This window comes from Actinobacillus suis ATCC 33415, from assembly GCF_000739435.1.
GTDB classification, from domain to species: Bacteria; Pseudomonadota; Gammaproteobacteria; order Enterobacterales; family Pasteurellaceae; genus Actinobacillus; species Actinobacillus suis.
The window spans coordinates 2,379,944-2,399,419 of record NZ_CP009159.1; the positions used below are offsets into that span (position 1 = coordinate 2,379,944).

Annotated in this window: 18 protein-coding genes; 7 read left to right on the plus strand and 11 right to left on the minus strand. The window is 42.2% G+C overall.

Annotated features, from left to right (window positions below):
• The first annotated feature begins 94 nt into the window (after positions 1-94).
• Positions 95-1,459, plus strand: coding sequence for a UDP-N-acetylmuramate:L-alanyl-gamma-D-glutamyl-meso-diaminopimelate ligase (mpl, locus tag ASU1_RS11070; protein WP_015674441.1), 1,365 nt, complete (start codon positions 95-97; stop codon positions 1,457-1,459).
• 34 nt (positions 1,460-1,493) lie between these two features.
• On the opposite strand, the gene ASU1_RS11075 is transcribed toward mpl, so the two are convergent.
• The 4 genes from ASU1_RS11075 to trxA form a co-directional block, all read right to left on the minus strand.
• Positions 1,494-1,820, minus strand: a complete 327-nt coding sequence (locus ASU1_RS11075; RefSeq protein ID WP_015674442.1) for a thioredoxin family protein — start codon at positions 1,818-1,820, stop codon at positions 1,494-1,496.
• A 75-nt stretch (positions 1,821-1,895) separates the two neighbouring features.
• Entirely contained in the window at positions 1,896-2,873 is a 978-nt protein-coding gene (locus ASU1_RS11080) for an NAD(P)H-dependent flavin oxidoreductase (RefSeq protein ID WP_015674443.1), read from the minus strand.
• 78 nt (positions 2,874-2,951) lie between these two features.
• Entirely contained in the window at positions 2,952-3,500 is a 549-nt protein-coding gene (locus tag ASU1_RS11085) for an OsmC family protein (RefSeq protein WP_015674444.1), read from the minus strand.
• A 31-nt stretch (positions 3,501-3,531) separates the two neighbouring features.
• Entirely contained in the window at positions 3,532-3,858 is a 327-nt protein-coding gene (gene trxA, locus ASU1_RS11090) for a thioredoxin (protein ID WP_015674445.1), read from the minus strand.
• A gap of 148 nt (positions 3,859-4,006) precedes the next feature.
• Here trxA and ASU1_RS11095 point away from each other — a divergent pair, with 148 nt between their 5' ends.
• A complete protein-coding gene (locus ASU1_RS11095; RefSeq protein ID WP_015674446.1) occupies positions 4,007-4,918 on the plus strand; it encodes an AraC family transcriptional regulator in 912 nt (303 codons plus the stop codon).
• 79 nt (positions 4,919-4,997) lie between these two features.
• On the opposite strand, the gene ASU1_RS11100 is transcribed toward ASU1_RS11095, so the two are convergent.
• The 6 genes from ASU1_RS11100 to ASU1_RS11125 all read right to left on the minus strand — a co-directional run bounded on the left by ASU1_RS11100 (position 4,998) and on the right by ASU1_RS11125 (position 9,890).
• Positions 4,998-6,101, minus strand: a complete 1,104-nt coding sequence (locus ASU1_RS11100; RefSeq protein ID WP_039195641.1) for an MBL fold metallo-hydrolase — start codon at positions 6,099-6,101, stop codon at positions 4,998-5,000.
• A gap of 1 nt (position 6,102) precedes the next feature.
• The gene (gene fghA / locus ASU1_RS11105; protein ID WP_015674448.1) at positions 6,103-6,954 is read right to left on the minus strand and encodes an S-formylglutathione hydrolase; all 852 of its coding nucleotides are present in this window, start codon (positions 6,952-6,954) and stop codon (positions 6,103-6,105) included.
• 14 nt (positions 6,955-6,968) lie between these two features.
• A complete protein-coding gene (gene yghU, locus ASU1_RS11110; protein ID WP_015674449.1) occupies positions 6,969-7,763 on the minus strand; it encodes a glutathione-dependent disulfide-bond oxidoreductase in 795 nt (264 codons plus the stop codon).
• A 170-nt stretch (positions 7,764-7,933) separates the two neighbouring features.
• Positions 7,934-8,353: a type II toxin-antitoxin system VapC family toxin gene (locus ASU1_RS11115; RefSeq protein WP_015674450.1), complete on the minus strand. Its 420-nt coding sequence runs from the start codon at positions 8,351-8,353 to the stop codon at positions 7,934-7,936.
• Positions 8,354-8,361: 8 nt separating this feature from the next.
• Entirely contained in the window at positions 8,362-8,622 is a 261-nt protein-coding gene (locus ASU1_RS11120) for a type II toxin-antitoxin system Phd/YefM family antitoxin (protein WP_015674451.1), read from the minus strand.
• Between the two features lie 149 nt (positions 8,623-8,771).
• Positions 8,772-9,890: an S-(hydroxymethyl)glutathione dehydrogenase/class III alcohol dehydrogenase gene (locus tag ASU1_RS11125; RefSeq protein WP_015674452.1), complete on the minus strand. Its 1,119-nt coding sequence runs from the start codon at positions 9,888-9,890 to the stop codon at positions 8,772-8,774.
• 171 nt (positions 9,891-10,061) lie between these two features.
• Between ASU1_RS11125 and ASU1_RS11130 the strand changes: the two genes are divergently transcribed.
• The 5 genes from ASU1_RS11130 (at position 10,062) to ASU1_RS11150 (ending at position 18,066) form a co-directional block, all read left to right on the plus strand.
• Positions 10,062-10,967, plus strand: coding sequence for an NAD(P)-dependent oxidoreductase (locus ASU1_RS11130; RefSeq protein ID WP_256867177.1), 906 nt, complete (start codon positions 10,062-10,064; stop codon positions 10,965-10,967).
• A gap of 117 nt (positions 10,968-11,084) precedes the next feature.
• The gene (locus ASU1_RS11135; RefSeq protein ID WP_015674454.1) at positions 11,085-14,219 is read left to right on the plus strand and encodes a type I restriction endonuclease subunit R; all 3,135 of its coding nucleotides are present in this window, start codon (positions 11,085-11,087) and stop codon (positions 14,217-14,219) included.
• A gap of 70 nt (positions 14,220-14,289) precedes the next feature.
• On the plus strand, positions 14,290-15,942 hold the full coding sequence (locus ASU1_RS11140) for an HsdM family class I SAM-dependent methyltransferase (protein WP_015674455.1): 1,653 nt from the start codon (positions 14,290-14,292) through the stop codon (positions 15,940-15,942).
• Between the two features lie 14 nt (positions 15,943-15,956).
• Positions 15,957-17,147, plus strand: a complete 1,191-nt coding sequence (locus ASU1_RS11145) for a restriction endonuclease subunit S (RefSeq protein WP_039195643.1) — start codon at positions 15,957-15,959, stop codon at positions 17,145-17,147.
• 82 nt (positions 17,148-17,229) lie between these two features.
• Complete coding sequence (locus ASU1_RS11150) at positions 17,230-18,066, plus strand: DUF72 domain-containing protein (protein WP_015674457.1); 837 nt, start codon at positions 17,230-17,232, stop codon at positions 18,064-18,066.
• Between the two features lie 89 nt (positions 18,067-18,155).
• On the opposite strand, the gene ASU1_RS11155 is transcribed toward ASU1_RS11150, so the two are convergent.
• Positions 18,156-19,463: an oxaloacetate decarboxylase subunit beta gene (locus ASU1_RS11155; protein ID WP_015674458.1), complete on the minus strand. Its 1,308-nt coding sequence runs from the start codon at positions 19,461-19,463 to the stop codon at positions 18,156-18,158.
• Between the last annotated feature and the right edge of the window lie 13 nt (positions 19,464-19,476).

Sequence of the window (19,476 nt, forward strand, 5' to 3'; positions counted from 1 at the left end):
TAGCGGTATTATAGAAAGAAATTAAAGCTCCCTCTAACGGGGTATAACAAGTTTGTGACATTGATCACAAAATTTTTACATTAAAGGCTAATTTATGACGCAAAAACACATTCACATTCTTGGTATTTGTGGCACTTTTATGGGCGGTGTAGCGATGATCGCTCGAGAACTGGGCTATAAAGTGACAGGTTCGGATACCAATGTTTATCCGCCGATGAGTACATTTTTAGAAAATCACGGCATCGAAATTATTCCTAATTATGATGTGGCGCAGCTTCAGCCGGCACCGGATTTAGTGGTTATCGGTAACGCAATGAGCCGTGGTAATCCTTGCGTAGAATATGTATTGGATAATCAGCTAAATTACACTTCAGGCCCACAATGGTTACATGATCATCTGTTAAAAGATCGCTGGGTTCTAGCGGTGTCTGGTACGCACGGTAAAACCACTACCACTGGCATGTTAGCGTGGATTTTAGATCAAAATCAGATTGATACCGGCTTTTTAATCGGTGGCGTTGCCGGTAATTTCGGTATTTCGGCACGTGCCGGTTCAAGCAAATTCTTTGTGATTGAAGCAGATGAGTATGATTCTGCATTCTTTGATAAACGTTCTAAGTTCGTACATTACACGCCAAAAACGTTAATTATCAACAATATTGAATTTGATCATGCAGATATTTTTGACGATTTAAAAGCGATTCAACGTCAGTTCCATCATTTAGTCCGTACCATGCCGAGTAGCGGTTGTATTCTTTCGGCAGCAGCAGATGAGAATGTACAAAATACGCTAAAAATGGGCAGTTACAGCGAGCTGCAATTTATTGGCGAAGATAAACAGTGGTTTGCAAAACCGATTTCAGCAGATTGTTCGAATTTCGAAGTATTCCACAAAGGTGAAAAAGCCGGTGAAGTAAAATGGAATATTATCGGTGCGCATAATATGCATAATGCATTAATGGCGATTGCCGCGGCGCATCACGCTGGTGTATCGGTAGCAGGCGCTTGCGAAGCACTCGGTTCATTTATTAATGCAAACCGCCGTTTAGAAGTGAAAGGCGAAGTGAATGGTATTACCGTTTATGATGACTTTGCCCATCACCCAACCGCAATTGCGGCAACCATTGACGCTTTACGTGGCAAAGTCGGCAAAGAACAGCGCATTTTAGCGGTGCTTGAGCCTCGTTCCAATACGATGAAAATGGGCGTACATAAAGAAGAAATTGCGCCAAGTTTAGCCGATGCGAATGCGGTATTTGTTTACCAACCGGACACAATTCCGTGGTCAGTTTCGGTAATTACCGATTCACTCTCACAACCGGCAGCATGGTCGGCAGATCTTGATGAATTGGTGGCGTTAGTGGTAAAAGAAGCGAAGCCGAACGATCATATTTTAGTGATGAGTAACGGTGCATTTGGCGGTATTCACAATAAACTCTTAAATGCACTAAAAAGCTAGTTTTCCCGTCTATGTAAAAATACCGCCTAGAGAGCTAGGCGGTATATTCTTTTATATATTTCTCCAATACTTCTTTAAGTTCCCTCATATTAATATATCTCGCCGAACGCCAAATTTCTTTGCCGTCCGCAAAGAAAAGTACCGCCGGTGCGGTGAGTACGTGAAAACGGCTGGCAATCATCGGCACCGTTGTGATATTGGTTTCAACACCTGTCATTTCAGGTAATTCCGCCACGACTTCGGCAACCTGTTTTCTAAATACCGTACACACACCGCAATTTGGTGCTTGTACATAAAGTAGTGTTAAGCGATTTTCAGCAAGATACTGTTCGATAGTCGCAAGATCGTGAGCGTTATGCATATTTTCCTCCTATTTAAAAATGACAAGCGGTCAGATTTTTGCAACATTTTACAAAATCCGACCGCTTGAACATAGTTATTCGGCAAATAATCCGTCAATCACTTCCGCTACGGTTTTGATTTCGTGGATATTGGCAATGCCTAAGCCGACACAGCCCCAACCGTTATCGAAATCTCCTTTCATCATACCGTTGCCGAAACCGGATAAACCAGCCATTGCTTTACCGATTTCGCTGTCGTCTGCACCGCTTTGGGTGAGTTCAACCAATTTTTCCGTGAGTTTACCCGTGAAAGAACGGGCGAACGTTGGCGGTGCTTTAAAGAGCAATAAATCATCAGGCGTTGAGCGAACAATGCTTTCTTTCACTCGTTGATGGGTTGGGTTTTCTTTGGTTGCCAATAATGCTGTTCCCACAAAAATCCCTTCCGCGCCTAAGGCAAATGTGGCTTTAGTGGTACGGTGGTCGGAAATGCCACCAGCTGCCATAACGGGCACATTCTTCGCCGCATCGACAATCATCGGTACAATCGCAAAAGTACCAATCGCTTTTTCCGGCATTAAACCGCCTTCATCAAAACCGGTTGCGACAATAATATCCGCCCCTGCTTGTTCCGCTTGTTGTGTATTAGCAATCGTAGGGGTAATTGCTCGGAAAATAATTTTCACACCCGCTTGTTTTAATTCGGCAAAAATCTCCGGTAGCACTGTGCCATCGCCTATACCCATCCATACTACACCGTGTACGCCTTCTTCTTTGATGACATCAATAATCGGACGAGTCCAAGGATCTTTTGATTGATCAGGATTTGGGGCAAGGTTCACGCCAAACGGCTTATCCGTTAGGGCTTTAGTTTTGCGAATTTCTGCTCGCATACGCTCAGCCGTTTCAATCGGAGAACTGGTCATCTCTGTTTGCCCTGCATTCGGCCCAAGCACACCATAGCCACCTGCATTACTTACCGCCGCCACAAATTCAGCATTGGTTACCCACGACATTGGGCCTTGCACGATAGGTTTTTCAATCCCTAAAATTTCTGTAATTCGATTTTTCATTTTATATCCTTTGTTTTAGCGATCATTTGCAAACTTTTGAGGGAAAATGACCGCTTGTAATGTTAATTAAAATTAGCCTTAAACAATACGATGAACCACAGGAACTGGGTTGGTAAACATATCGTATAACGGAGAGTGATTCGGAATTTCTGCAATTAAAGCCTCGACTTCGGCACGGCTAGCATTTGAGCTTTCAACGTGAATATCCACACGAATTTCACTTGCACCGTTTCGTACGTTTGGATCGAATTTTAAAAAGCCGTTTAAGTCAAAATCCGCTTCAAGATTTAGCTCGATTTTTTCCAATTCAATGCCTTTGCCTGCTGCCAATAATGTGAGAGTGGCGGTGTAACAACCCGCTAAGGCTTGCAAAGCATATTCCATTGGGCTAAGCGCTTTGTCTTCGCCTAAAACTGCTTCTGGTTCATCACCGATGGTTTCAAATTTACCCACACGGCTTTCATCAACAATACCAGCGTGAACGGTTTTGCCTGTGCGAGTTTTCACACCTACACCACCGTTAGATTGGCTGGTCATTGTGACGGTAAATCGCCCTAATTTCGGCTCATTTTTCACCGCACTTGCTACTTCTGCAACTTTGTTTGGATCAACATAAGGTTTCGTCATTTTATTTTCCTCGAATAATGTTAAAAATTGCCTAAAATGCTTTTTCAATAAAAGCAGCTAATTGAGATTTCGGCATTGCGCCTGCGGTGCGATCAACAATCTCACCATTGCGGAAAGTTATCAATGTCGGAATGTTGCGAACACCAAATTTCATTGAAAGCTCAGGATTTTGATCGACATTGATTTTCACGATTTTCGCTTTGCCTTGATATTCCTCTGCAAGCGCTTCTAAGCTTGGTACAATCATTTGACATGGTGGACACCAGTCTGCGTAAAAATCCACTAACACGGGTTGTTTTGCATTCAAAACATCTTGCTCAAAATCGTTATCGTTTGAATAAAAAATAGTATTGCTCATTGGGAATTCTCCAGCTTGTTAAATTGTTTCAGTCTTGTGCTGATGTGAGTCATTATAGAAAAAACAAGCGGTCATTTCTTGCCGAAAACAAGCAAATTATTGCCTAATTTGATAATGTGGGTAGAATATGTGAAAAGAGAGGAATCGGATGAAAAACGAAAAATTGCAACAAATTGCGGAATTGATAAAAGAATTTACCGCAGAAGAAGGGTGTTTCTACATGACTGAAATTCAAACTTTAAGCCTTTGTCGCCGTAATCACACGACTAATCCGATGCCGTGCATTTATCCGTTGAGCTTATTTTTGGTAGTGCAAGGCTCGCAACATGTGAATTTTGGCGAGAGTGTAATGGAAATTCATCGGGGCCAAACGGCGCTGACAACGCTGGATTTACCGGTAGTTTCCAATGTGCTCAATGCTTCTAAACATGAACCGTATTTGAGTTTGCGGATTGAGCTTGATGCGATGTTACTGCGAGAACTTGACGAACAAACGCAGTGGCAGCCGACAACTTCCAGTTTATCAGATAGCTTATCGGTCTTTCCGGCAGATGAAGATTTACTAGATAGCATTTTGCGTTTGATGAAACTGCTTAAAACTCCAAAATTACAATCGTATTTGCGACCGTTAGTAGAGCGAGAAATTGCTTTGCGATTATTGGCAAGCGACCATCATGCAATGTTAAGAAGATTGCTTACGCAAGGTACGATTGAACAAAAAATTGCAAAAGTAATTGCCTATTTTAATGACCATTATGCTGAGAAGATTGAAATGGATCGCCTGGCGGAAATGGTTTTTATTAGTCCGTCTTCGCTCCGTCAGCATTTCCGTAAAATTACGGGTACAAGCCCGTTGCAATATCAAAAGCAGTTGCGATTACAGCACGCAAGACGATTAATGTTTAAGCAGAATTTTGATGCGACCAGCGCCGCAATGGAGGTCGGCTATGAAAGCCCAAATCAATTTAATCGAGAATACGCCCGCTTTTTCGGTGAACCGCCATTACGGGATATTCATCGCTTAAAAGAAGACGAAATGCACTTCGGGCGAATTGTATAAAAAATCAAGCGGTCAAAATTTGCAAATTTTTTGCAAAATTAGACCGCTTGTAAGTTGTTTTAAAGCTAGGGTGAAAGGCTTATCTTCTAAGTTCTAGGGCTTGCCACCATTGATTGTTTTGGAAATGTTCCGGTTGGTATTTTTCACCCATTTTCGGCACGTCTAATATAACGCCCTTTTCCGCTGCCGTTTTAACGCTGGTGTCAATAGATTGATACCAAGGGTTACGTCCTAAGCTAAATACGCCCCAATGAATCGGTAACATTCTTTTCGCCTTAAGATCTTGGGCGGCTTGTACTGCTTGTTCTGGGAACATATGCGTTTTCGGCCAGCCGGCATTAGCAGCGTCAATTTCAACGAAAGCGAGATCAAATCCGCCATATTTCTGCCCGATTTCCGCTAAATGTTTGCCGTAACTGGTGTCTCCGCTCCAAAAGATACGTCGTCCGTTTGCTTCCAAGACAAAAGAAGCCCATAGGGTTTTATTGCGGTCGGTTGTCCAGCGAGAGGTATAATGTTGAGCGGTTTCAGCGGTCAGTTTTATCTCACCAAACATACTGCTATCACCCCAACCTAATTCAGTAATTTTTTCCACCGGTACGCCCCACGATTGTAATCTCGCCCCTACACCTAACGGTGCAATAAAGCGATCAACTTTATCCGCTAAATGGCGAATCGTATCCGCTTCCAAATGATCGTAGTGATCGTGCGTCAGTAACACTGCATCGAGCTTCGGTAAGTTTTTCAACTGAATCGGCGCTTCTTGAAAGCGAGGGGCAATCAACGGAAAATTGAGCGGATTCGCATTACCGAATACCGGATCAATTAAGATACGTTGACTGCTCAATTCCAAAATTGCCGACGAATGTCCTAACCAATAGTAAGCGAATTGTTCCGCTTGTCCAAAGCTGTTTTGATCTAACATCGTCATTGGTAAACGTGCTTTCGGTGTATAACCGTCATAACGAATAAAGCCGCCTTTGCCGGTCGCCTGTTCCGGATAGTAAGGCAATTCCGGTTCATATAGATTAGTAAACTGTCCGTTTTTGTAATATGGCAGATTACGAAAACGACTTTCATCCGGTAAATCGCCGAGATTGCGATAAAGCATAATTCCGAGCACTGCGACTATCAGTAGTATCCCACTAAACAGATAAAGTAAGCCCTTAAGCCATTTCTTCACATTATGCTCCCATAGCAGCTAACGCTTTTGCATGAAATGCGATATGTTTTTCGATAAAACTCGCGATAAAGAAATAGCTGTGATCATAACCTTCGTGCAAATTAAGCGTCACATCAAAACCTAGCTTTTGCGCTTTTTCGGCAAATATTTCCGGCTGTAATTGGGTTGGATAGAAGCTATCGGCAAGCCCTTGCTCAATCAAAATAGGGCGAGCTGGCGATACGTTATCTAATAACGCAAAGCTGTCATATTCCGCCCAAGCGGTCTGATTTTCACCCAAATAAGCAGTGAAGGCTTTTTGTCCCCATGGTACTTGGCTTGGGGTAACGATCGGCGAGAAAGCCGAGATCGCACAGTAACGTTCCGGATTCTTTAAGCCGATTTGGATCGCACCGTGTCCACCCATACTGTGACCCGAAATTGAACGTTTATCGCTAACTGGGAAGTTTGCCTCAATAAGCGCCGGCAGCTCTTGCACAATGTAATCGTACATTTTGAAATGCGCAGCCCACGGTTGTTGGGTGGCATTGAGGTAAAAACCGGCACCTTGACCTAAGTCGTAACCTTCATCATTTGCAACGGCTTCACCACGTGGCGAAGTATCCGGCATCACAATCGCAATACCGTGTTGTGCGGCAAATTGTTGTGCGCCGGCTTTGGTCGCAAAGTTTTCATCGGTACAAGTCAGCCCTGAAAGCCAATAAAGCACCGGCACTTTTTGCCCTTGTTCCGCTTGCGGCGGCAAGTAGATAGCAAAAGTCATTTCACAGTGGGTGCTGTTTGAATAATGCGTATAACGTTCGTGATAGCCGCCAAACATTTTATAGCGGGCAATTTGTGTAAGTGCGGTCATTTTTCTCCCTTTTTTTACGATTTAATCGGACGATATTCTTTTGCTAAGGCACGAATCACAGCCGGGCGGTTAGCAATCTGTTCCGCCCAACGCATCAGGTGCGGATATTCGTGTACCGCTAAAAATTCAGCAGCGTCATACACACGATTTAACACAATTTGTCCATACCAGCCCCAAATTGCAATATCGGCAATGCTGTAATGTTCACCGCAAATATAGGTTTTGTCGGCAAGCTGTTTATTTAACAAATCCAATTGGCGTTTCGTTTCAAGAGTAAAACGGTTAATCGGATACTCTTGCTTGGTTGGTGCATATTTGTAGAAATGCCCGAAACCGCCGCCCACGTAAGGCGCACTTGCCATTTGCCAAAATAACCAAGACAAACATTCGGTACGTTCGCTGAAATCGGTCGGTAAGAACGCATTAAATTTTTCAGCTAAATAAAGCAAAATCGCACCGCTTTCAAATACCGGCTGCGGTTTTTCACGGCTGTAATCGAGTAACGCCGGAATTTTTGAATTCGGATTAATGTTTACAAAATCCGAACCGAATTGATCGCCCTGTCTAATATCGATCAGAAACAGATCATAAGCGGCTTTTGAGATACCAAGTTCTAATAATTCCTCAAGCATAACGGTAACTTTTACGCCGTTTGGCGTACCGAGAGAATAAAGCTGTAAATCATGTTCGCCTTTCGGTAAATGCTGTTCAAATAAAGCGCCTGAAGTTGGGCGATTGATATTAGCAAATTGTCCGCCGTTTGGTGCTTCCCATTGCCATACTTTTGGCGGTTGATATTCGATTGTCATTACTTTTCTCCATTGAATTTGCAAAAAATTGTGTAAATTCTACCGCTTGTTAAGTTATAAAGGCTAATCACTTTTTCTGATGTTTAATATAAAACGGATTGATGTCTGGTTATATAGATCGAAGATAAAAATAGGCAGAGTTTCTGCCTATTTTGCTGATGAGAATGTGATTACTCTTGGAACGGATTAAACATTCGCACACCGGTTTTTGCAAAATCCGCCACATTGCGAGTGACTAAAATCAAATTGTGCTGAATTGCAGTCGCTGCAATCCACGCATCATTTTCAGAAGCATGATCGGGGATATGTAATTTGGCACAAATGCGAGCGGTTTCTTCATCAATATTAAGGATTTTGCCTGCAAACGTCGGTTTAACCATCTCATCAAACCAACGACGTAATACTTTACCTTGAGCAATATCTTTACGCTCCATTGATAAAATCCCTCGTTCAATTTCCATCATTACAATCGCATTGGTTTTTATCAATTCTGATGATGTACTCTCAACCCATTCCGCTACGCCCGCATTGCATTTACCTTGCTTCATCTTGCGAATTTCACTGATTAAATTAGTATCAAGCAAATACATTTTTCCCCCTAAAATTCTACCGGACAGCGTTGTCCACGGCTACGAGGTTGCAATTCAAGCTCAACATCGGCAGCTTCGGGATTAGGATCAGCTAATGCTTCCCCAATACTGCGAAAGGTTTTGGGTTGGTATTGCTGTTCATAGTTTTTGTATGTCATCAACACAAACGCCGGTTCGCCTCGGTTGGTGATAATTACAGGGGCGGTAAGAGCCGCCTTTTGAGCTTTGCCAAGGTTTTGATTAAATTCACGACTGGTTATAATTTTCATATTATTTCTCCTTTTGTAGCTAAGTTGCTACAAAAATAATAGTCTATTTTATGAACATTCGCAAGCCTGTTGAAAAATGGTAGGAAGATTTTGAGAGAAGAAATTTGATAGGAAAAACAAAAGGGGCTTACGCCCCTTATTTAATGAAATTAAAAATGAATCACCGTACGGATTGATTTACCTTCGTGCATTAAATCGAAGGCTTTGTTGATGTCTTCCAATGGCATAGTGTGAGTGATGAAATCACGCAATTTAAATTCGCCTTTCATAAATTGGTCGATAATGCCCGGTAATTCGGTACGTCCTTTCACGCCGCCGAATGCCGAACCACGCCATACACGACCTGTCACTAATTGGAGCGGACGAGTACGGATTTCCGCACCTGCCGGTGCGACACCGATGATGATACTTTCACCCCAACCTTTGTGGCAACATTCTAATGCTGAACGCATTAAATCCACATTGCCTACACATTCAAATGAGAAATCCACACCGCCATCGGTCATCTCAATAATCACATTTTGGATTGGTTTATCGTAATCTTTCGGGTTGATACAATCCGTTGCACCAAGTTCTTTAGCTTTTTCAAATTTAGCCGGATTAATGTCGATCGCAATAATACGACCTGCACCTGCCATTCTTGCCCCGATAATTGCCGCAAGACCGATACCGCCTAAGCCGAAAATCGCAACCGTATCGCCTTGTTTCACTTTTGCCGTACGGGTTACCGCACCGATACCGGTGGTGACACCACAACCAAGTAAACACACTTCATCAAGCGGTGCATTTTCTTGAATTTTTGCCAATGAGTATTCGGAAACCACCGTATATTCAGAGAAAGTTGAAGTCCCCATATAGTGGAAAATCGGCTGACCGTCTTTAAAGAAACGCACCGTACCGTCCGGCATTAAGCCTTTACCTTGGGTTTCACGTACTGCCGAACAAAGGTTGGTTTTTCCCGATAAACAGAATTTACATTTACGACATTCTGCGGTGTAAAGTGGGATAACGTGATCCCCCACTTTAAAATCGGTGACACCTTCGCCGACTGCTTCTACAATCCCTGCACCTTCGTGACCAAGTACGCACGGGAACACACCTTCGCTATCTTGACCAGAAAGAGTATAAGCATCGGTATGACACACACCGGTTGCCACTAAACGGACTAACACTTCGCCTTTTTGTGGCGGCATTAAATCCAATTCTTCAATTTTTAACGGTTCATTCGGCGCCCAAGCGACCGCCGCACGAGTTTTGATAAATTCCATTGCTTTCCTTCTTTTTATAGATTGCAGTAAAAAGTTTTATAAATTTTACCGCTTGTTTTAATATAAATGCCAATCACTTTTCGTAATAAGAGATATAAATAGAATTGATGTCTTAACCTGTGTATCTGGTACTGAAAAACCCTCTTTTCGCCTGAGAAAAAATGGCATACAATCCGGACAGTTTTTACCCATTCACAGAAGGAAAACATTATGACAACAGAATTTAAACAAGTAGGTTGGATTGGCTTAGGTCAAATGGGTGTACCAATGGTAAATCGTTTATTAGCACACGATATTGAAGTTGGTGTGTTTAATCGAAATGTCGCTAAATGTGGTGAATTTGCTGAAAAAGGTGCGAAAGTGTATGGTTCTGCCGTTGAACTTGTGCGTGCTTACAAAGCGGTGATTTTAATGGTGTCTGATTTTGCTGCGGCAAAAGATATTCTCAATGCAGAAGTTTGCGCCAATTTAAACGGTAAAATTATTGTGAATATGAGTACCGTTTCACCCACTGAAAATAATCAGTTAAAAGCAATTGTTGAACAACACGGCGGACGTTTTGCCGAAGCACCGGTTTCAGGTTCTGTTGTACCGGCGACCAACGGTACATTATTAATTTTATTTGGTGGTGATGAGGCGGTACTTAATCCGTTACGTAATGTTTTCAGCATCTTAGGGCAACGCACTTTCCATTTTGGTGATGTGGGTAAAGGCTCCGGCGCAAAATTAGTGTTAAATTCATTGCTCGGTATTTTCGGCGAAGCCTATGCGGAAGCAATGTTAATGGGCGAACAATTCGGCATCGACTTAAATGAATTAGCGGAAGCGATTGGCGGCTCGGCAATGAACTCACCGATGTTCCAAACCAAAAAACCGTTATTACTTGCGAAAGAATTCCCTGCAGCATTTATGCTCAAACACGCAAGTAAAGATCTCAACCTCGCTTGTGGCGAGCTGGAAAAAGCAAATCTAGATCTACCTGCAGTAAAAACCGTTGCCGAACAATACCGCAACGCCGTTGCCGCCGATCTCGGCGAGCAGGATGTTTCAGGCATTTATTTGCAGTTGGCGAAATAGCCCTCCTTATTTGAAAAGAAACGCTGTCAGACAAAGCCTGACGGCGTTTTTTATATTCTGAAGAAAGCTGAAATTAGTGTAATATATACTTATCTCAATAAATACAGGAAAACAGCAATGACGGCTCGCTATAATGAAAAAACCAGAGTTCAAATTCCCGCAGTAGCGCATTTAGGGCGTTTGGGATATCAATATCTTTCGCTAAAAACAGCGCAATGGGATGTTAGCAATAACATTTTTGGTGAGATTTTTAAGTCGGCGATTGCAAAAATTAACCCAAATTTGACTACTTTTGATCTCGAACGAGAGCTGAAAGATGTGGCGATGTTGCTCAAAAATGAAGATTTAGGGCAAGCGTTTTATAAGCGTTTACTGCAAGTTGGCACCGCTCGCCTGATTGATTTTGACTGTATTGAGAACAACCAATTTCACGTTGTTGCCGAACTAACTTGTGGTGACAAAGACGGTGACAATTTCCGCCCGGATATTACCCTATTGATTAACGGTTTGCCGTTAGTGTTTTTAGAAGTGAAAAAGCCGAATGCCCAAAATGGATTACAGTCGGAATTTGAGCGTATGCAATATCGCTGTAAAAAGCCTGCTTTCCGTCCTTACATCAACGCCACTCAGTTGATGATTTTTTCCAATAATCAGGAATATCAAGCTGCTGATCGCCATAAAACTCAGGGAGCATTTTATGCGACGACAGGTTTTCACGGCGTGCAGTTCAATTATTTCCGTGATGAAGGCGAAATTGCCGAAGAACAAGCGGTCAAATTAAACGAAAATCTTGCAATTTTACCAGAGACGGAATTAAACCGTATTTTGTTAGACTTTAATGAGCCGATGTTGAAAAACGATGCGGAATTTCGTACCAATCTTGATCCAAATTCACCGACTAATCGTCTTTGTACTGCATTATTGCATAAAGAACGTTTGTTATTTCTGTTGAAATACGGCATTGCCTATGTAGAAGAACAAGGTGGCATGGAAAAACACGTAATGCGTTATCCACAACTGTTTGCGACTAAGGCAATCAGCCGCCATTTAGCAGCAGGTAAAAAGAAAGGCATTATTTGGCATACGCAAGGCAGTGGTAAAACGGCGTTGGCATATTACAACGTACGAGTGCTAACCGATTTTTATCAACGCCAAAATGTGATTCCTAAATTCTATTTCATTGTGGACAGACTCGATTTACGCAATCAGGCAATGTCGGAATTTAGTCATCGTGGATTACAAGTAAACAGTATTAACCGCCGTGAAGAGTTTGCTCAAGAAATGCGGAAAGCTGCTGCATTGAGTAATTGTAGCGGTGATCCTGAAATTACGGTGATCAATATCCAAAAATTCCAAAATAGTAATGTAGCGGAATTTATTCCTGATTACGACATCAGTGTGCAGCGTATCTTTTTTATTGATGAAGCACACCGCAGTTTTGGTAATCAAGCACAAACCGTGAGCCAATTTTTAGCCAGCCTAATCCAAGCAGACCCAAGTGCGGTACATATTGGTTTGACAGGCACACCATTGCTCGGAGGAGGTAAAAACCGAGTTGGCTCAACGGCGATTTTTGGCGATTACATTCACAAATATTACTACAATCAATCCATTGCGGACGGTTACACGCTCCGCCTGATTCGTGAAGAAATCGAAAGCAATTACAAAGCGGAACTTAGCCAAATTTTGGCGGATTTGCAAATTCAACAAGGTAGTATTAAAAGCCGAGCCATTACCAGTCGCCGCCGTTTTGTTGAGCCAATGCTAGATTACATCGTGCAGGATTTTGAAAAATTCAGACGACAAAAAGCCGACAATTCGCTCGGGGCGATGGTGATTTGCGACAGTAGCGATCAAGCCCGAATGATGCATTTTCTATTCAACCAAAAATATGCAGAAAATCCGCAAGATTTGACCGCTTACCGTGAAAAACTGGCTGAAAATGATCCGCACTTTTTTGATGAATTACCGAAAGTTGCCGAGCCAACTGCAACCTATAACCTAGCTAAACGTACGGTAACATCAGCAAGTTTGATTTTATCGGACGAAGGCGATAAAACTTACCGTAAAGACCTTGTGGACGATTACAAAGCCGGCAAAACCGATTTGTTGTTTGTTTACAATATGTTGCTCACAGGTTTTGACGCAAAACGTCTGAAAAAACTCTATTTAGGGCGAGTAATCAAAGAACATAACTTATTGCAAGCTCTCACAAGGGTAAATCGTACCTACAAAGATTACGAGTTTGGCTATGTGGTAGATTTTGCCGATATTCAGGCAGAATTTGATAAAACCAATGCCGCCTACCAAGCGGAATTACAACTTGAATTAGGCGATGAAGCGGAACATTATTCCCAACTTTTCAAATCGCAAGCGGAAATCGATCAAGACATCGCTCAAATCAAAGAGGTACTTTTTGATTTTGAAACTGAAAATGCCGAAATTTTCCGCCAACAGCTTGATGAAATTGACGACAAACAAAAATTACTCGAATTAAAACGCACGTTGGAATTGGCAAGAAGCCTGTATAACCAGCTCAAAGTGGACGAAAAATCAGGCTTAGAACGCCTTGATTTTGAGCAATACAACGTGCTTTACCGCCAAGTGCTAGACCGTCTGTTCCAAGTAAATACTATGGAACGAGTGGATTCAGGCGATTTGCAAGGCGTGTTAAACGAGGCATTGGAAAATATCTACTTCACATTCCACAAAAAAAGTGAGGCAGAATTAAAATTAGCCGACAGTTTGCAAGACCAAATGCGGAAAACTCGTGAAGCCTTCGCTCGCAACATAGACCAAAAAGATCCTGAATTTGTCCGTTTACTAGATGAATTGAAACATCTGTTTGAAAAACGTAACGTGCAATCTGTAAGCCAAGCGGAAATGCAAATGCACATTGATGAATTCGCCAAACTAGAACGCCAAATTGGTAAATTAAATGCCGAAAATGACCGCTTGTCGCTCAAATTTTCAGGCGATGCTAAATTTGTCCGCATTTTCAAACGTGGCGTACAAGATTTTGGCTTGCAACAAAACCGTAGCCATTTTATGGAAGGCTTACAGCAGATTAAATTTAGCAACGACCAATTTGTGCTAAATCAGGGTGACTTACTCCAAAGCTCTTCGAGCTATTTTGAAAAAGAGAGTTTACGTACGGTGACGAAACTCAAAAGCGAGTTCCAATTGCCGCTCGATAACAAAGCCTTAATGAACTTAAATAAATTGATTGTGAGTGAGTATATAGGGGCATAGCCCATTACAAATATAAATATAGGGACACAACGTGTCACTGCTGAACAAAAAATAAACTAGAGCAATAAAAATGACCGAACAACTTTTTCAACAAAAAACTAAAGAATTGATCGACAGCTTAAAAGCCATTTGTGCGAACTATGGGCTAGGGAATGATGGCAATGAATTTAAAATCATTACCCAAGTATTTTTGTATAAATTTCTTAATGACAAATTTGCCTTTGAAATCAAGCAGATTAAACCGTCTTTGGCGGAGCATGATAGCTGGGAGCAGGCGTTGGGTGAAATATCCGCTGAAGATTTTGACTTTTTAACAATGAATATGAACGGCGACACCGCCATTTTGCGACCAAATCAATTTATCAGCCATTTGTTCAACCAATCGAATATCGCCAATTTTGCTAATCTGTTCGATGAAACCCTAATGGACATCGCCGCTCAAAATGCGGATATTTTCTCGGTAAAAACCGAAGGTGGGGCGAAAATCAACTTGTTTGACCGTGTCAGCCAATATATTGCTGACCCAAGCAAGCGAGACGCATTCTGCCGTGCGGTTATCAACAAATTGGTAGAATTTAGTTTCGAGCATATTTTCAACCAAAAATTTGATTTTTACGCCACGATTTTTGAGTATCTTATCAAAGATTACAACACCAACTCGGGCGGGAAATATGCCGAATACTACACGCCACACGCGGTGGCTCGCATTATGGCAGCAATTCTCGTGCCTGAAAACGAGCGCGGACAGTTGCAAAATGTGAGCTGTTACGATCCGTCCGCAGGCTCTGGCACATTGTTGATGAACATCGCCCACGCCATCGGCGAAAAAAAATGTACCATTTACACACAGGATATTTCGCAAAAATCGTCAAACTTATTGCGATTGAACCTGATCTTAAACAATCTTGTTGCCAGTATTCCTAACGTGGTGCAAGGCAACACGATGACGCACCCTTACCACAAATCGGGCGATCAACTCCGCCAGTTTGATTACATCGTGTCTAACCCACCGTTCAAAATGGATTTCAGCGAAGTGCGAGAGGAATTAGCCACGCCCGCCCACAAGGATCGCTTTTTCGCCGGCGTGCCAAACGTACCGAAAGCCAAAAAAGAGGGAATGGCGATTTATCAACTTTTTGTTCAGCACATCATTCACTCGCTTAAAGCAGACGGCAAAGCAGCTGTGGTGTTGCCAACGGGCTTTATTACCGCTCAATCTGGCATTGATAAGAAAATCCGAGAATTTCTGGTAAACGAAAAAATGTTAGCGGGCGTGGTGTCGATGCCGTCTAACATTTTCGCCACCACAGGCACGAACGTCTCTATTCTCTTTCTCGACCGAGCCAACAAAGAGAACGTGGTGCTGATTGATGCCAGCAACTTGGGCGAAAAAATCAAAGAGGGCAAAAACCAAAAAACCGTGCTTTCCGCCGAAGAAGAGCAACGCATTATTGACGTATTCAACCAGAAAAAAGCGGAAGACGATTTCTCGGTGGTGGTCTCTTATGTCGACATCGCAGCCAAAAATCATAGCCTATCCGCAGGACAGTATTTTGACGTGAAAATCGACCACATCGACATCACCGCTGCCGAGTTTGAGCAGAAAATGGCAGATTTTCAGCAAAATCTGACCGCACTTTTTGCCGAAAGCAAGGCGTTAGAAAGCCAAATTCAGCAACAAATGGCAACGTTAAAATTTAACGCACAAGCGGTGGAAAATTAGGGGAAGTTTGCGAGATGGATAAGTTAGTATCTTGTCAATTAGGAGATTTAATTGAGTTTCAACGGGGGTATGATTTACCACGTTCGGAATTTGTAGAAGGAGAATATCCTGTTCAGTCATCAAATGGGATCTTAGGTTACCACAATGAGTATAAAGTGGAAGCCCCTGGAATTACTATTGGACGAAGTGGAACAGTTGGAATTCCTCATTTGTTGAGAAAGAATTTTTTTCCACATAATACGGCGTTATTCGTTAAAGATTTTAAAGGGAATGATGTTGAATATATCTATTATCTTTTACATTATTTAGATTTAGGAAACCAAAAGTCTGGTTCAGGTGTTCCTACAATGAACCGAAACCATTTACACCCATTAAAAATAAAGGCATATACTGATTTAGAAACCCAACAAAAAATCTCCCAAGTGCTTACCACATTGGATCGCAAAATTGCCCTAAATCAGCAAATTAACGCCGAACTAGAAAAAATGGCGAAAACGCTCTACGACTACTGGTTTGTGCAATTCGACTTTCCCGATGAAAACGGCAACCCCTACAAATCATCAGGCGGCGAAATGGTTTACCACCCCGAACTAAAACGAGAAGTGCCGAAGGGGTGGGGAAGGAAAACTATCGGTGATTATTGTAAATCAACAGGTGGATATGCGTTTAAATCATCAGAATGGGTGGAAAGTGGAAATCCTGTTATTAAAATTAAAAATATCCAAGAAGATGGTTCATTAAATATTAGTGATATTGATTTTGTAGATTTAAGTAATAAAACTATTGATGAAAAATTTAAAGTAAATGTTGGCGATATTGTTATTGCAATGACAGGGGCAACCATTGGTAAATTTGCACTTATTCCCAAAACAGATAGTGATTTATACGTTAATCAACGAGTTGGAGTTTTTAAATTAAGTGCAGTTGAAAAATTACCATTTTTAATCAATACTCTAAGCCAAGATTATTTTAGAAAAAGTATTATTGAATTATCTGGCGGTGCAGCACAACCGAATATCAGTAATGAACAAATCAATAATATTGAGTTAATTTATCCAGTTGAAAATATCATTGCAAACTTTAATGAAAAATTGACCGCTAGTTATAAGCAAATTATCCAAAAGCGTTACGAAACCCAAAAACTTACCCAACTTCGAGATTTTCTTTTGCCAATGTTAATGAATGGGCAGGTTGAGGTGGTGTAGGGTGGAAAATAGGACGCACGCAGTGCGTCCCTACCATGACTACCGAATTTGGTATTAAAGGAGAAGCGAATTGCACAACACCATGCCTAAAATCTATATCGGTACCGGCGGTTATAGCGACACGGATTTGGTTGGGACGCTATATCCGCATGGTACGGCAAAAAGTGATTTTTTAACGATTTATAGTTGTCATTACGATACAGTTGAAATCAATAGCACTTTTCATGCGCCTATTGGTGAGAAGGCATTACAAGGCATGGTGGAAAAGGCGGAGAAGCGGTTAAAATTTTCAGTAAAATTGCATCAAGATTTTAGCCATAACCGCACTGCTACTGCTGAGCAGGCTCGCTATTTTTTGGCTGCTTTACAGCCGCTTATTGAGCAAAATTGTCTCGCAAATTTGTTTGTGCAATTTCCGCATACTTTTGACCGCACTCCAGCAAACCGCCTTTATCTTGCTCAACTTTGTCACTGGTTTGCCGATTTCCCGCTAGCAGTGGAATTTCGCCACGCCAGTTGGCATATTCCACCTGTGTTTCAAACCTTTGCCAAACAGCCTAATCTGATTTGGTGTAATGTTGATTATCCACAGAATATCGGTTTGCCGGCGTTTCATTTTCAGAGTTTTCAGCGGACGGCTTATTTACGTTTACACGGACATAATCCCAACTGGTGGGAAGCGGATTCCGCCGCAGAACGACATGATTATCGCTATCGTGATGATGAGTTAAAACAACTAGCAGATGTGCTTTTTCAACAACGCCATACATTTGATACGCTTTATCTTTACTTCCAAAATACGACGAAAAGCCATTCTTTCTATAATATCGCTACACTGAAAGGTTATTTAGCTGAATTAGGATTTGAGGTAAAAACCGAGGTGAATGAACGTAGTGGAGAGCAAGGGAGTTTGTTTTAGTCGGTTTAGAAAAGTAAGGGCGTAGTCGCTAAAAATAAGAAACCCGCACTTCAAGATAGAAATTTGAAGTGCGGGTAATATGGAAGGTTTTACATCATTGCCGCAATGTATTTTAACATTACGCCGGCCGCGATGGCTGAACCGATTACACCGGCTACGTTTGGTCCCATTGCGTGCATTAATAAGAAGTTTTGTTTGTCATATTCCAAACCGACTTTATTTGATACACGAGCTGCCATTGGTACGGCAGAGACACCGGCAGAACCGATAAGCGGGTTAATTTTGTTTTTGCTGAATTTATTCATCAATTTCGCCATTAATACACCGCTTGCTGTGCCGATACAGAACGCCACGATACCTAATAATAAAATACCGAGTGTTTGTGGTTGTAAGAATTTATCCGCCACTAATTTTGCACCGACCGATAAGCCAAGGAAAATCGTTACGATATTAATCAGCGCATTTTGTGCTGTATCATTCAAACGTTCCACCACGCCACTGACACGCATTAAGTTACCGAAACAGAACATACCGAGTAATGGTGCCGCATCCGGCAGTAATAACGCCACAAGTAAGAGTAAGATAATCGGGAACAGAATTTTTTCTCGATTGCTTACCGTGCGTAACTGCACCATACGGATTTTGCGTTCGGCATCTGTGGTTAACGCTTTCATAATCGGCGGCTGAATCAACGGCACTAACGCCATATAAGAGTAAGCCGCTACTGCAATCGCACCGAGTAATTCAGGCGCAAGTTTACTTGCCAGATAGATTGCAGTCGGGCCGTCCGCACCACCGATAATCCCAATTGCTGCCGCTTGCGGTAGGGTAAAGTCAATAATACCTAACCAGTTCAAACCTAAAGCGCCGAGTACGGTTGCGAAAATACCGAATTGTGCCGCTGCACCTAATAAGAGTGTACGAGGGTTTGCGAGTAACGGGCCAAAATCCGTCATTGCTCCCACGCCCATAAAGATGATGAGTGGTGCAACACCATACCCAATCGCCACTTTATAAAATAACGCTAACACACCGGCGGTATAGCCCATATCTCCGGCAATCACTTCCAACTCGTTTTGTACCGAAGGAGCAACTAATGCAATCGCTTCTTTAATGCTGTGTACATCCAAACTGGCACTATTTACTTTCGCCGCAATAATCGCTAGCTGTTCGGTTGTGCCGTGGTGCAATAGATTATCTAAAGCAGTCATTGCCAAACCGGCTTCCGGAATGTTGGATAACAAACCGCCAAAACCGATTGGCAGTAAAAGGAGCGGTTCAAAGCCACGGGCAATCGCAAGCCAGAGCAATAGCAGACTTACCGCGATCATAATCGCTTGCCCTAGCTCCATATGCATAATGCCCATGCCCTGAAACAGAGCGATAATACTTTCCATATCAACTCCCTAT

What these genes read in the sequence shown, in the direction of transcription:
- ASU1_RS11115 (WP_015674450.1), bottom strand. Translation starts at nt 8,353, where the DNA reads ATGTATTTGCTTGATACTAATTTAATCAGTGAAATTCGCAAGATGAAG.
- ASU1_RS11140 (WP_015674455.1), top strand. Translation starts at nt 14,290, where the DNA reads ATGACCGAACAACTTTTTCAACAAAAAACTAAAGAATTGATCGACAGC.
- mpl (WP_015674441.1), top strand. Translation starts at nt 95, where the DNA reads ATGACGCAAAAACACATTCACATTCTTGGTATTTGTGGCACTTTTATG.
- ASU1_RS11150 (WP_015674457.1), top strand. Translation starts at nt 17,230, where the DNA reads ATGCCTAAAATCTATATCGGTACCGGCGGTTATAGCGACACGGATTTG.
- trxA (WP_015674445.1), bottom strand. Translation starts at nt 3,858, where the DNA reads ATGAGCAATACTATTTTTTATTCAAACGATAACGATTTTGAGCAAGAT.
- fghA (WP_015674448.1), bottom strand. Translation starts at nt 6,954, where the DNA reads ATGACCGCACTTACACAAATTGCCCGCTATAAAATGTTTGGCGGCTAT.
- ASU1_RS11135 (WP_015674454.1), top strand. Translation starts at nt 11,085, where the DNA reads ATGACGGCTCGCTATAATGAAAAAACCAGAGTTCAAATTCCCGCAGTA.
- ASU1_RS11075 (WP_015674442.1), bottom strand. Translation starts at nt 1,820, where the DNA reads ATGCATAACGCTCACGATCTTGCGACTATCGAACAGTATCTTGCTGAA.
- ASU1_RS11095 (WP_015674446.1), top strand. Translation starts at nt 4,007, where the DNA reads ATGAAAAACGAAAAATTGCAACAAATTGCGGAATTGATAAAAGAATTT.
- ASU1_RS11085 (WP_015674444.1), bottom strand. Translation starts at nt 3,500, where the DNA reads ATGACGAAACCTTATGTTGATCCAAACAAAGTTGCAGAAGTAGCAAGT.
- yghU (WP_015674449.1), bottom strand. Translation starts at nt 7,763, where the DNA reads ATGACAATCGAATATCAACCGCCAAAAGTATGGCAATGGGAAGCACCA.
- ASU1_RS11080 (WP_015674443.1), bottom strand. Translation starts at nt 2,873, where the DNA reads ATGAAAAATCGAATTACAGAAATTTTAGGGATTGAAAAACCTATCGTG.
- ASU1_RS11155 (WP_015674458.1), bottom strand. Translation starts at nt 19,463, where the DNA reads ATGGAAAGTATTATCGCTCTGTTTCAGGGCATGGGCATTATGCATATG.
- ASU1_RS11145 (WP_039195643.1), top strand. Translation starts at nt 15,957, where the DNA reads ATGGATAAGTTAGTATCTTGTCAATTAGGAGATTTAATTGAGTTTCAA.
- ASU1_RS11120 (WP_015674451.1), bottom strand. Translation starts at nt 8,622, where the DNA reads ATGAAAATTATAACCAGTCGTGAATTTAATCAAAACCTTGGCAAAGCT.
- ASU1_RS11125 (WP_015674452.1), bottom strand. Translation starts at nt 9,890, where the DNA reads ATGGAATTTATCAAAACTCGTGCGGCGGTCGCTTGGGCGCCGAATGAA.